Raw genomic sequence first — 12,786 nt, 5'->3', positions numbered from 1 at the left:
AGCGGTCATACGAGTGATCGTATGAGCGGTCGGATCCAGATCGTCGGGCGCGTTTCAGGTCGGCGGCACTGGACCGTGGAGCAGAAGCTGGCGATCCTACGCGACGCATTCGGGCCGGAAGGTTCGGTTCGCTCAGCGATCGAGCGCCACGAGGTCGGCAGCGGCTCGATCTATACTTGGCGCCGGCAGGCGATGTCGGGCGCGTTGACCGGGGTGACTGTGCCGTCGCAACCTAGCTTCGCCGAGGTCCAGATCGCCGAGTCGGCAGCGGCCTTGCCGGCACCCGCTATCGCCCAGCCTGGCCTGGGTCGGATCAGGATCGAGCTGCCGTCCGGCGTGCGCCTGACTGTCGATGCATCGGTCGATGCCGACGCGCTGTCGCGCGTGATCGGCGTCCTGGCGCGATGATCCCGCTTCCCCCTTTGACACGGATATTCCTGGCCTGCGGCGCGACCGATATGCGTAAGGGGTTCGACGGACTGGCGGTGCTCGTGCAGCAGGCATTGCAGCAGAGCCCGCATTCCGGCGCGCTGTTCGCGTTCCGCGGCAAGCGCGGCGATCTGGTCAAGCTAATCTGGTACGATGGCCAGGGATTGTGCCTGTTCTCCAAGCGGATGGACCGTGGCCGGTTCGTCTGGCCGTCGACCGCGACCGGCTCGGTCGCCATGACCGCGGCCCAGCTTGCGATGCTTCTCGAAGGGATCGATTGGCGACGCCCGGAACGCACATTCGTGCCGTCGCTGGCGGGCTAAAAAGCACCGGATTTGGGCGGTTTTCGTGGCTCGAAGACGCTCGATCTGCTATGTAATCGCGGTGTCGGCCGCAGGCTTTTCCTCCTCTGACAAAGACGCTCGCATCGCCGAGCTCGAAGCCGCATTGGCGTCGGCTCGCGCTGATATTTCCGCGCGAGACATCCTCATCGATACGCTGCGCGTGCAGCTCGCGCGTCTCAGGCGGATACAGTTCGGCACCTCTTCGGAGAAGCTGACCCAAGAGATCGCGCAACTGGAGCTGGCGCTCGAAGAGCTCGAGGCCGAAGCCATTGTGACCAGCACACACCGTAACGATCCGGTCAGCGCAAAGCGGTCGGTGCCTATCCGCGCGCTCCCGGCCCACCTGCCGCGCGAGGAGCAGCGGATCGAGCCCGAGCAGGGCTGCTGCGCCTGTCCGGAGTGCGGCGGCGCTTTGCGTCCGCTGGGCCAGGATAGCGACGAGATGCTCGACGCCGTGCCCGTCCAGTGGCGCGTCGTGCGCACCATCCGCCCCAAGTATAGCTGCCGCTCCTGCGACAAGGTCGTCCAGGCCGCTGCCCCGGTGAAGGCGATCGCGCGCGGCAAGGCGACGTTCGCGACGCTTGCCCATGTCGTCGTCGCCAAGTTCGACCATCATCTGCCCCTCTATCGCCAGGCAGAGATGATGGCGGCACAGGGGATCGAGCTGGATCGCTCGACGCTCGCCGGCTGGGCGGGCCAGGCATCGGCGCTGCTCGATCCGATCGTCAGCCGCATCCGCGAGGTCGGGCTTAGCGCCACCAAGATCCACACCGACGACACGCCGGTGCCGATGCTCGACCCGGGCCGCGGCAAGACCGCGACCGGAAGGCTATGGGCCTATGTCGTCGATGACCGAGGCTCCGGCGGCACCAGTCCGCCGCTGGTCTGGTATCACTTCACCCAGGATCGCACCGGCGCCCATCCACGATCCCAGCTCGGCCGCTTCACCGGCTTCCTGCAGGCCGACGGCTATGCCGGCTACGACCAGCTCTGCGCCACCAACCGGATCACCGAGGTCGCCTGCTGGGCGCATTTCCGGCGCAAGATCTTCGACATCCACACCACCAGCCCGACGCCGCTCACCACCGACCTGCTAACCCGGATCGGCAGCCTCTATAAAATCGAGGAAGAGGTCCGCAGGAGCCCGCCAGACGTCCGTCGAAGAACCCGGCTGGAGCGCTCAGCGCCCTTGATCGAGGGGCTCCGCATCGCCCTCGACGACGCGCTGCGACGCCTGTCGCCCAAGTCCGAGGTCGCCAAGGCCATCGCCTATGGCCGCAAGCGCTGGACCGCGCTCTCGCGGTTCGTCGAGGACGGCCGCCTCGAGATCGACAACAATATCGCAGAGCGCGCCATGCGCAGCATCGCGATCGGTCGGAAGAACTGGCTGTTCGCCGGATCGAAGGCCGGCGGCGAGCGCGCCGCCGCGATCTACACGGTCATCGAGACCTGCAAGCTCAACGGTGTCGAGCCGCAGGCCTACATTGCCGACGTCATTGCGAAGATCGCCGGCGACTGGCCCGCATCGCGTTGGGATGAGCTGATGCCCTGGAACTGGCGCCGGGCAAACGAGCAACCCATCGCGGAAGCAGCGTAGGCAACGCCCAATACGAGCAGTTGTGGACGTTCCGCCAAAGCCTATACTCGACCCATGAGGCTGTTCTTTTGGTCAACCAAGCGCTTGCTACCGCTTTATGGCGCTCTCTTGGTGGGAACGACAGTCACCGGCGGAATCACGTGGCTGCTGTATCACTTTCACGCACCAGAATGGACGGCCTCAGCTGTCATAGTGGCTTGGGCTATCACATGGCTGGGCATGGGCGTTTGGTCGGCGTTCTTACAGGCCCGGGATAACGCGGCGCCGAATCCAGATTGGTTGACGGGCAAATCCCGAAACCGGAAGAGCAGTTAATCATCAGGAATTGCCGTTCCGCGGTTTCAGACCACGCTTACTTCCTTACCGCACCGTCGCCGGCGCATGCTTTAGAACAGAACAGCTTGAGTGGCGCTATTTCAACACCGCCGATACCACGATGCGCGACTATGAAAGAGCTTCACGTCAATCCGTCCACAAACGGTCTGATACGAGATAGAGGTAGAAGCCCGTTAATCCGGGAGCCGCTCACCGACGCCATCTTCCACGAAGTTCCGACCTTTTTGGAAGATGTCACTGAAGACTATGCAATAACGAGTGTTCGGAGCAAGGCATTACCGTTACAAAGACAACCGAGCTCGTTTGATGCGAAGCGTCACGATCAGCCCAGCCGCCGACCAATCATAAGCGATGGCACCACCAAGTTGGCTGGTTACGGTGCGCCTGATGAGCTTGCTGCCATATCCGTCAGGGCCATCGGGAGGGGAGACCGGCGGGCCGCCGCGTTCCAACCATGTCAGGACTATCTGCTCGGGCTCGGACATACTCGTTAGGTCGAGGGTGCCGGTTGCGTCAGAAAGCGACCCGTACTTCATAGAGTTGGTAGCAAGCTCGTGGATCACGAGCGCGATACCTGTAGCCGCCGTTTCACCCACCGCGGTTCGTTCGACGGCAACACGGATCCGCCCTTTGAACGCGCCGAGGTCGTCATACGGAGCGAGCAAAATCGACAGCAAGTCCCCGAGTAAGGCCGCGTCGGCTTTGCCAACGACGAGCGGACGGACAAGATCATGTGCTCGCCCTAATGCGGCTAGGCGCCCGGTCAGGTCCTGCGCCATCTCCTCAATGCTGCTCGCCGAGCGCGACGTGATCGTCGTGAGGCCGGAGGCGATGGCGAGAAGATTCTTGACCCGGTGGCTCATCTCTCCGGCGAGCAGCTCATTGCCTTCTTCGGCCTGCTTTCGGCCCGTAACGTCGAGAAAGATGCCGAACATTGTGCGGCCGACGATACCGACGTCCTCACCCCGTCCGCGCGCTGCGATCCAGCGCACCTCGTCCCCGACCATGATGCGGAAATCGGTCTCGTATGTTCCGAGGACTGCGCGCGTTGCGACGAACGCCGAGCGAACGCGGTCTCTATCCGAGGGATGAATATGGGCGGACAGCTCTTCGAACGTCACCTTTTCGCTCCACGCTATTCCCCACAGCGCAAAGCCTCGCTGATCCATTTTCAGCAGGTCGGTTTCGACATTCCACGACCAGAGGGCAACGCCCGCCCCATCAAGGGCGCGGCGGCGGTGCTCTTCGGTCCATTCGTGTCCGTGAGGCAGTTCATCTGTCATAACTTTACCTCTGGCCAATCGCTGTCCTGCATAGTCAGGCCGTGCTCGAGGGCAACCATTACCGCCGCTCGGTCGTCACACGCGTCCCTATCGCGAAGACCGTTTGAGGAGGCCAGTCATCCTTCATGGCGTCGATTGCGCCGCGTCTTTCATCGTACACGGCAGCGTGGGCCAAAATCGGGCCAATATGATGACATCCGCGTCTTCCAGCGGGCCCCCGACTTCGGAGCGCTCCGATAGGATGCGCAGACAGGTGCCGGACACCTTCGCTGAGGTGCGCTGGTAGACTGCGCGAAACGTAGGGGGCGGCCAGAATCCCATGGTCGATCGCTTTTGCGAGCCATTCCGCATCCTGGATTGTCTGTATCCAGTGGATGCTCGATTACATGGCCGGGGGGGGCGTTTCCAACGCGCAAGGTCTCGAACTTACGAGACCTTGCCTTGTGGCATCTCGATCGGAATCGAAATCGAAACCCGGAAGCCATGGCCCTTCCCGCCCGTGGTCCGCGTCAATGTTGCGCCAAGTACGACTTGGAGTTGCTCGAGCAGGCCGCCGCCGTTTCCGGCAGAATAGGTTTCGGCCACGCCTACACCATCGTCCTCCACGGTCATCTCGACCTCGCCAAATCTGGCGCCAAGGCTGACCGAGATCGTACCGCCCGATCCCGAAGGATAGGCGTATTTCAAGGCATTGATCACCAATTCGCTACCGATCAGAATCAACGCGCGACGCACGTCGGGCGGCAGCAGGACCGGTTGCGCGCATACGGTCATGACGATCTGCCGCGAACGACCAAAGATGTCGGCTAATCGCGTGGCGATGTCGGTGAGTAACGCGGCGCAGGGAACCGGGGCGTGAGCCTCGTCAGCTACGCTCAGTTCCTCATATGCACGCGATAGACGCCGCGCCTGCGATGTCACTTCGGGCGGCAGCCAACCACGGGTCGGGTGTTCAGCAACTTCCACCAGGGACGCCGTCATTTGGGCCATGTTCTTCGCGCGGTGGATCGCATCCGCTCGCCACAATCGCGCATGCTCACTTCTAGGCATGACGATATCCGTCGCTGGCGGCGGCCGGGTTGGGGCAAACAGCTCCAGCAATCCAGCTTCACTCGCAATGAGACGTGGCCGTTGCGTGGTGTGCGAACGTACGATCGAGCCAGTTTGCATAAGTGCCTCCGATCCGTGCTTGCCGCCCGTCACCAGGCTTTGGCGCAGCATCACCTGCACCAGCTACGCTGTGGTAGGCGCAAACCCGTACCGGTTGTTCACCTATGTAAAGATTCGAAAACTTGTTTGGTGTGGGCAAACTTATCGACGTGACGCCGGATCGATTGGCGGCTTATTTAACCGCTGGCGGTGGCGAGCCCAGTCGTTCATGGCCATCAGACCGAACCGGATAGGACCGTTTCTTCGAAGTTCGCTTGGGACGCTTGGCGTAATCGGCGATGTAAGTAATTCTCGTCGAAGCCAGCAATCTGGACGAGCTTGATCGGGTCCAGAATGGTGACGCTGCCCCGCGTAAGGGCCATTGCCCCGGCTAATCGCAGCTCTTTCAGAATGCGGTTGATATGAACCGCCGTCATTCCCAACGCATCAGCGAGCACCAACTGCGAGAGCGGCAAGGCGAATTCGCCCTCGCCTGTCAGACCGATGTTGCGCGCCCGGAGGTAAAGCTCGCAGACGAGATGCGCCACGCGCTCGGACGAGCTGCGCCGACCCATGCTCACGATCCAAGCCCGCATGATGCCTTCATCGATCAGTTGAGCAGTGTACATTGCCTCGGCGATGTTTGGATGGTCGCGCATCATAGTCCGCATCAGCGGTTGAGCGATCGTCGCGACCATCGTCGTCGTGATCGCTTGAATCCCATGATCCATCTCGGCGAGGAGCTTGATGTGCAGGTCGCAGCAGTCCCCGGGCATCAGGAACGCCATAATCTGCCGCGTGCCGCTCGGGAGGATCTTGTAGCGGCACGCCCAGCCTTCCAGCATCACGAACACCGGCCCCGTCTCGTCGCCTTCGCGGATCAAGTCCTGACGGGCTACGTAGCGACGGGGGCGGGAAGTGGCGGCCTCAACCGCCAAGGCATCATCAGCCGTCAATTCGACCAACCCGCTCAATTTTTTCAGGAATGGGTTTGCCATGGTGACGTTCTACCTTCCATCAACCCAATAGAATATTGATGAATGTTATTGTCGAAAATTGGTGTGTGTTGTCGCTAGGGGCAAAAATTAGTATATCCACGTGTCATCGTTGGCAGGTTTCAATAGGCGTCGACGGCTGAGAGCCTATCAAGCTCCCGCCTGCAGCAAGGTACTCCGATGCCCATGAACGATAACGATCCCCCATTGCAGGGGGCGGCGCCCAAGTCTGATCCTTATGGCCAGGCCGCCCTGCTGCTGGTCGAAAGCCTGATCCACGGACTGTGCGAAACCTCGACACTGAGCGCCGACCAGGCAATCGAGATTACCCAGAGAGCGGTCGAGGTGCAGTTTGATCACGCTGAAGCGGCCGATGGTTCGGGTGCGGCGATGTGGCGTTCCCACGATTTGCTTGTGGCGATCCTTGCCTCTCTTAAGATCGATGACGGTGGGCCGCCCACCTCACCTCGGCTGGTGTAGATGCCTGGCGGCGTCTGCGGCATTGGCGCAAGGTTCTGCCCCGAATAAATTAGCAATGCCAGTCGGTTGGTGACGGGCACCAGCCGTGCAGCCGAATGATCCCATTCAGCCTGCCATGGCTTTGCCATCGATTGCCTTGCCGTATCTGAAACCGTGATCCTTCACGCAATCGACGGCCACAGACTCGCCCTTGCTCGACCGTTTCGATACCCTCCGCAATGACCGGCACGATCAACCCCAGACCAATTGCATCGACGTGCGTGGTGGTGACAGCATCCGCGGATTGACAGGTGATTTGGACCTAGTTGTTGACCATATCCAGGTGAAGATAAGTCTCTTGGAAATCCGCAAATTCCCGAAGTTTCGCCATTTTAATAATGGAAACGGCCCTGCTCTTGCGGTCGATCAAATTTAAATTCTCTAATTTCTTCAGCATGCGGTTTACGTGAACCGGCGTCAAACCCAGCGCATCGCTCATCTGTTCCTGTGTCATCGCCGGCGTGTCCAATTCCCCACCGCAGAAAGTCACAGCCTCCAGTCGAAGCGCGATTTCGCACAGGAGATGAGCGACCCGCATCAGGGCGTTGCGGCGACCGATGTTGGCCATCCACTCCCAGGCGATCGAACTGTCTACAAACGTGTCCATCCAGAAGGCCTGCGCTATCGCAGGGCGCAACGCCGCGAGGTCAAGAAGCGCCTGGAATGGAATGCGCGCTACCATAATTGTACTGAGCGCCTGCACACTATGATCGGCGATTTTGAGCAACGAATTCTGCATGTCGATCGCATCGCCGGGGACTTGCAACGCGACGATTTGCCGACCACCGTCCCCGACAACTTTCTGCCGGTACGCAAAGCCCTGAAGGAGTACGCAGCCGAACGACGCCTTGTCGCCTTGGCGGACTAGATATCTGCTCGGCTCAAGTACCTTGGTCGTGAATGGCAATCCCATAAGCGCGAGTTCGTCTTCCGCTTCCAGGCTGCTGCGGCGCTTGAGTTTATTCAACAACGGCTGAAGCGTAACGGGCATGGCAATCTCCGATCGTTTTTGGGAGCGCAACACCCTGGGTGACCGGCAGCACTCTGGTCGGCGATGTCATGCGATAACGCCGATCAGGTGATAGTGGATTGCTTTATGTTATCGCCGCGACGGACAATCTTGGTCCGACTGACATTGCCCTCCTGTCGCGACACCGCGCTCTTCGCCCGGATTCCTACCGCGACAAGTATATTTGCTGGTATTGAGCCTGATCGAACGTTTGATCGGTTCTTGCCTTCTCAAGTGAGATTTCGACGTGGGATATCGGCACAAGTTGGCGATCTACGGCGCGGCGAAAGTCAAAGTGGTAACCATGGATTCTGCGACGTCGAACGTCGAGGACTAACCCGGCCGCGCCGACCCCGCGCCTCAGATCGATCCGCTGCCTACCCCCACCCCAAGGTGATGCCGCCTGAAGCCGGAACATGGTATTCGACGCGGTCGTCACCGGTGTGATGGGCCCGCAGCCGATCGCCGCTCGCTGTCGTAATGACGAAATGCGGCAAGGCCGAGCGTCCGGTCCGGACAAGGCTGACGCTGGCGCGGCAGCCGTCTCCCCCATCGAGCCGGAAGCTGAGCGCGGTGGCGCTGGTCCGCTCGAGCGTCATCAGGAAATGGTCGCAGAACAGCCGAAAAGGCGCGCCCTCGATCTCATGGAAGGTACGGCTGGCGAAGACCATTGCCGCGCCAGCGCCATAGATTTCTTGCCCGACTTGCCCCGCAGGCTGGCCGTCATGGTAGAGATCCTCGAGTGGGAACGACAGCTTGCGATCGATATGACCGTTGCGCTGCTCGTCGGCGAGCGCTCCAGCGGGCAAGGCGTCGGGATAATAGAACCAGGCCCGGTGCAGCGCATATTTGCAATATTCGCTGATCAACATCCGCGCGGCTGGATCAAGGTCGGGGCCGCTGTCTTTCAGATACCGCTCGAACGCAGCGAAACTGTCGAAACATTCGTAGATCGCCATGTACGGCCCGTCGTGCAGGCACGTCACCCCCAGAAAATTGCTGTAGTTCCGCGCTTGCGAGATGTTCGATTCCCAGATCGCACAGTTGTGGAAAAAGGAGGCGAGATAGACATAGCTCTGCCGCAGGTAGGATTGTTCGCTGGTTACACGCCATAGCCGCATGCAGGCGGATGCGCCCCAGGCGGTGAGGTTCGCCTGATAGTTGAGTTCGAAACGCATCCCCTTGGCTTTGTCGATCGCCGCACGAGCCTCGTCGAGATACCGTTTCTCGTCTGTCAGCTGGAAAGCCTGAAGCATGACATAGGCGTAAAGGCCGCCGACATCGCTCTGTCCCAGGCCATCGTCGTTGCGCGCTTCGACGATCACCGAAAAATCATCGACCTTGAACTGGATCGGCCAAGCATAATCGAAATGACGCGCCGCCCTGATCGCAAAATCGAGCGAGGCGGTGAACAGCCGCTGCGCGCGCGCATCGCCTTCGCCGGCAAGATGGCCTAGATTGAGCAGCGGATGATAGAGATACCAGCTATCGACCGCGAGCTTGTCCTTGTCCTTGCCGACATTGGGCAGATAGCGGCGCATCGTCTTTAGCTTACGATCGTGGAATTTGTGTAAGCCGGCACCGATCTCGTCTGCGAGCGCGCTTTCCTCGCCGCTCCACAGCGCAAAATTCCGGATAGCCGAGAGTAGAGACATCTGCACCATGATGTCCGGATATTCGGCGTCGGTGTACGGATGGAAATAGCGATGCCCGTAATGCGAAACGGTCGCCTCTTGCGCGGTGTCGAGATCGGCAAGCGTCATGCGCGAGCGCGCGACCCAGTCGCGAAATTCGGTCTCTGGCTGTTCGAGCTGGCGATAGGCGGTGCCGAGCATTTGCAGGAAGCGCTTGGCGCCGTCCTGTTCGTTACGCGCGGAATCGTCGTGGAACACGATGATCGCGTCGGAGACCGTAACCTCTCTGCCTGCAGGAAGCGGATCGATCGGGGGCGAGCCGGTTTGCGCGGGCGTCGGCGGCAAATAGCCGAGTTCGGGCCACACCCCGCCGACCGCCGTGTCGGGCGTGGTCCTGGTCGCGATGAACCAGTCGTTTAATGCGGTCAGGTTCTGGAAGTACAGCACACTTCCGAAGGCCGGCTCATCAAGGTGGAAGTAGATCAGGCCTGAATTTAGTCCGCGCTGGGCCGCCTCGACCGAGCCTTGCGCCGCAAGCGGGTCATCATTCTCATCGAGCGGATAGATATCTCGCGGTTGAAACGGAACGAGCAGGTTCGTGACCGGCGTGAGCTTCGCGGTGATGCGCAACGTGGGCAGATCGGAAGCTGACCCTCCGATTTCCACTGACTGGCTGCCTTGCGCGCTCATCATATCCAAGGTGATCCCGGTTCTGGACGAGCGCTCGCGCCGTTTCACCGCTTGCGCGCCGCCCGGCGTGTAAGCCGCGCGCACTGCTATCCCGCCGCGGCCGGGACGGCGCACGATAACCCAGATTGCATCGCGGCCTTCCATCACCTGAACATCGCGACCCGCGAGCGACAGGCTGCCGAGCTCCCGCATCGACTCTGCCGCCAATTCGGCGCGCAGCGTCAGCACGGCGGCGCTGACGCCCGGCACGTCGGTGGTGCGTATCTTCACGTCCATGGATTTTCCCTGCAGCGACAGAAGGCGGCCAAGCCATGACATCAATTTTCGCGGCGTTGGTTGCTCGGACCTCGACCCGATATTGCGAGCATATCAAAACACTGAATTAAACCGGCCCGGCTCGCCATTGGCCATAACGACCGACCAGCGAGCGAGCACTCCGACCGGGATCCCTTATTCAGCCACGGCCAACGCCTTGGCCGCGAAATCGGCGATAGCGCCATTGTAGACGTCGGCGCGTTCGATCGGGCCCATGTGATTGACGCCTTCGACCACCAACAGCGGCGCCGAAGACGCGGTGGCGATTATCCGCGACGCCTCGAGCTTGGTCACGATATCGCGGTCCCCGCCGATTACGAGCAACGGAACGATGACTTGCGAAAGGGCCATCTCCGAATTCCAGCGAAACATCGCAAGATCGCCGCGCGCTGATATGGCGGGCGAGTTGACCGTCATCAGCCATGCAGTGGCGTCGAGTTGCGACCGTGTCACATATTTGCCGAAGCCGATCCGCGCCGATATGTGGGTCGAACCGCTAAGATAGCTCTGCCACGCGCTAAGCCAGGCCAGCGGCTTGAGCAGGATGGTAAGCCGCATCATCGGCTCGAGGAGGGGCCAGCGGATCGCTTGCGCGAGCCCACTGAGCACCATCGTCTTGAGCGGGTTGTGATAGGTCGTGTTGAGCAGCACCACGCCGGCAATTTCGCGCCCGAACAGTTCCGGGCGGTCGCGCGCGAGCGTCTGTATCGTCATCCCGCCAATGCTGTGGCCGATGACAACCGCCGGGGTGCCGCCAAGAGACCCCACCACCGTGGCGAGATCTTCTGCAAAATTGGAGAGGCACACCTTTTTGCCGGGGGCGGGCTGGGATTTGCCGAGCCCCGGGCGATCCCAGACGATCACGCGAAAGCGGGTCGCCAGATCGCGCTTGGCGTAGAACCACATCCGACTGTCGACCGACCAACCATGGACCAGGATCAGCGGCAGCGCATCCGCGGGCCCGGAGCTTTCAATATGGAGTTTTGCGCCGCTCGGGCTGTCGAGCATATGACCGCTACCCCGCTCGATCCGCATCGGGTCGGTATCGGCGCGAGCGAGGAGAAGTCTGAGTGGAAGGCGCCCAAGGAACGACCAAAGGAGCGCGACTGCTCCGGTCCAGAGCATCCAGTCGTGCCGGATGTGCACGAGCATGCCGTCGGCATCGCGCAGCCATTCACCCTGATACCAGATCCACAGCAGATATCCCCCTGCCGCAAGAATCGTCAGGGAGACGAGCGCGAAGACGAAGCGCGACAAAAAGGGGAGCGGCAACACATTTCTCCAGCCGGTCCGGGGCACCGGTCGACAAAAAAACGGAGCGGTTTCGAACCGCTCCGTTTTCAGGTTTCAGATCGAGGCCGGTGGCCCCGACCCGTTTTAGTTGACCGTCATCGCATCGGCTTTTTCGACCGCATCCAAGATGTCGGCTGCGCCACCAAAGTCTTGATCGGTGGTTAGGCCAGCGCCCGGGCCCGCGCCGAGGTCGACGCCGGTGCGCGGGTCGCTCGCAGGATCCGACAGCGTGCGCGCCGCCATCTGCTGTGCGACCTTGGCGTCGTCGCTGCTGAGTCCAACCGAAGCCGTGCCGTCGCCGCCATCGATCGGCATCGTCTCTTCCAGATCATCGATCCGCTGCCACTGGTCGCCCGAGTTCCACGGACCCTTCGTGTCGCCCTCGCCCTGCGAGGTATTGACGTAGAGGTTCGCATATTTCTCAATCGCCGGCAGCTTGCCCGTCGGGAAATTGTTCTCGATCGCGTAGAGCGCCTTTTCGAAGGACTTCTGATGCGCAACTTCGCGGGTCATCAGGAAGCCCAGTGCGTCCTTGATGCCTGGGTCGTCCGTGATCGCGATCAAGCGCTCATAAACGATCTTCGCACGCGCCTCGGCAGCGATATTCGAGCGGAGATCTGCAGTCGGTTCGCCACGGCTGTCGATATAAGCGGCGGTCCATGGCACGCCAGCTGAGTCACAAAGCGCGGGGCCACCGCCGAACAGCAAAGCGCTTTTCGCGGAGCTGCCGCTCGCCCCGATCATCTGATAGAGCTCGGCTTCGTTCTTGGCCGCTTCGGAAAGCTGCGCCTTCACGCCCTTGTTGAGCATCGCGACGATCGAACCGATCACCTCGAGATGGCTCAGCTCTTCGGTCGCGATGTCGAGCAGCAGATCCTTGCGGCCCGCATCGTCCTCGCCGAGGCCTTGCGTGAAGTAGCGCATCGCAGCGGCAAGCTCGCCGTCGGCGCCACCAAATTGCTCGAGCATCATCGTTGCGAGATGAGGATTCGGCTCGGAGACGCGGACAGTATATTGAAGCCGCTTATTGTGCATGAACATGTAATAATCTCCGGTGATGCCATGCCAGAACCCGGAGAGCCGAGCGGATGTTCCAAATTAAATCAAATAGTTGATTTAGATCATCTATGTATTATCTTTCGAAAAACATGAAATATTATCGGGGTTATAGCAAAAGGGGGCTTGAGCATCGT

Annotated in this window: 11 protein-coding genes; 4 read left to right on the top strand and 7 right to left on the bottom strand. The window is 60.9% G+C overall.

Annotated elements, in window-relative coordinates:
* The first annotated feature begins 21 nt into the window (after nt 1-21).
* Genes tnpA through tnpC form a run of 3 tightly spaced genes read left to right on the top strand, consistent with a single transcriptional unit; the run spans nt 22 to nt 2,370 of the window.
* Entirely contained in the window at nt 22-408 is a 387-nt protein-coding gene (tnpA, locus tag U1872_RS18595; RefSeq protein ID WP_332794417.1) for an IS66-like element accessory protein TnpA, read from the top strand.
* Complete coding sequence (gene tnpB, locus U1872_RS18590; RefSeq protein WP_332794416.1) at nt 405-752, top strand: IS66 family insertion sequence element accessory protein TnpB; 348 nt, start codon at nt 405-407, stop codon at nt 750-752. The genes tnpA and tnpB overlap by 4 nt, the downstream gene beginning before the upstream one ends.
* Before the next feature lie 10 nt (nt 753-762).
* On the top strand, nt 763-2,370 hold the full coding sequence (gene tnpC, locus U1872_RS18585; protein ID WP_443025417.1) for an IS66 family transposase: 1,608 nt from the start codon (nt 763-765) through the stop codon (nt 2,368-2,370).
* A 617-nt stretch (nt 2,371-2,987) separates the two neighbouring features.
* Here tnpC and U1872_RS18580 read toward each other — a convergent pair.
* The 3 genes from U1872_RS18580 to U1872_RS18570 form a co-directional block, all read right to left on the bottom strand.
* Nucleotides 2,988-3,989: a sensor histidine kinase gene (locus U1872_RS18580; protein ID WP_332794414.1), complete on the bottom strand. Its 1,002-nt coding sequence runs from the start codon at nt 3,987-3,989 to the stop codon at nt 2,988-2,990.
* A gap of 426 nt (nt 3,990-4,415) precedes the next feature.
* The gene (locus tag U1872_RS18575; RefSeq protein WP_332794506.1) at nt 4,416-5,210 is read right to left on the bottom strand and encodes an ATP-binding protein; all 795 of its coding nucleotides are present in this window, start codon (nt 5,208-5,210) and stop codon (nt 4,416-4,418) included.
* 164 nt (nt 5,211-5,374) lie between these two features.
* A complete protein-coding gene (locus tag U1872_RS18570; protein ID WP_332794413.1) occupies nt 5,375-6,136 on the bottom strand; it encodes a Crp/Fnr family transcriptional regulator in 762 nt (253 codons plus the stop codon).
* 183 nt (nt 6,137-6,319) lie between these two features.
* On the opposite strand from U1872_RS18570, the gene U1872_RS18565 reads away from it, so the two are divergent.
* Nucleotides 6,320-6,613, top strand: a complete 294-nt coding sequence (locus U1872_RS18565; RefSeq protein ID WP_332794412.1) for a hypothetical protein — start codon at nt 6,320-6,322, stop codon at nt 6,611-6,613.
* A gap of 301 nt (nt 6,614-6,914) precedes the next feature.
* On the opposite strand, the gene U1872_RS18560 is transcribed toward U1872_RS18565, so the two are convergent.
* The 4 genes from U1872_RS18560 to U1872_RS18545 all read right to left on the bottom strand — a co-directional run bounded on the left by U1872_RS18560 (nt 6,915) and on the right by U1872_RS18545 (nt 12,634).
* Entirely contained in the window at nt 6,915-7,643 is a 729-nt protein-coding gene (locus U1872_RS18560; protein WP_332794411.1) for a Crp/Fnr family transcriptional regulator, read from the bottom strand.
* A gap of 395 nt (nt 7,644-8,038) precedes the next feature.
* The gene (locus tag U1872_RS18555; RefSeq protein ID WP_332794410.1) at nt 8,039-10,261 is read right to left on the bottom strand and encodes a hypothetical protein; all 2,223 of its coding nucleotides are present in this window, start codon (nt 10,259-10,261) and stop codon (nt 8,039-8,041) included.
* Nucleotides 10,262-10,435: 174 nt separating this feature from the next.
* Nucleotides 10,436-11,572 carry an alpha/beta fold hydrolase gene (locus U1872_RS18550; RefSeq protein ID WP_332794409.1) on the bottom strand — a complete coding sequence of 379 codons (1,137 nt, stop codon included), beginning with the start codon at nt 11,570-11,572 and terminating at the stop codon, nt 10,436-10,438.
* Between the two features lie 105 nt (nt 11,573-11,677).
* Entirely contained in the window at nt 11,678-12,634 is a 957-nt protein-coding gene (locus U1872_RS18545; protein ID WP_332794408.1) for a manganese catalase family protein, read from the bottom strand.
* Between the last annotated feature and the right edge of the window lie 152 nt (nt 12,635-12,786).

Origin of the sequence: Parasphingomonas frigoris (genome assembly GCF_036663815.1) — a bacterium.
Taxonomy (GTDB): domain Bacteria; phylum Pseudomonadota; class Alphaproteobacteria; order Sphingomonadales; family Sphingomonadaceae; genus Sphingomonas.
This window is presented reverse-complemented; position numbering and strand designations above follow the sequence as displayed.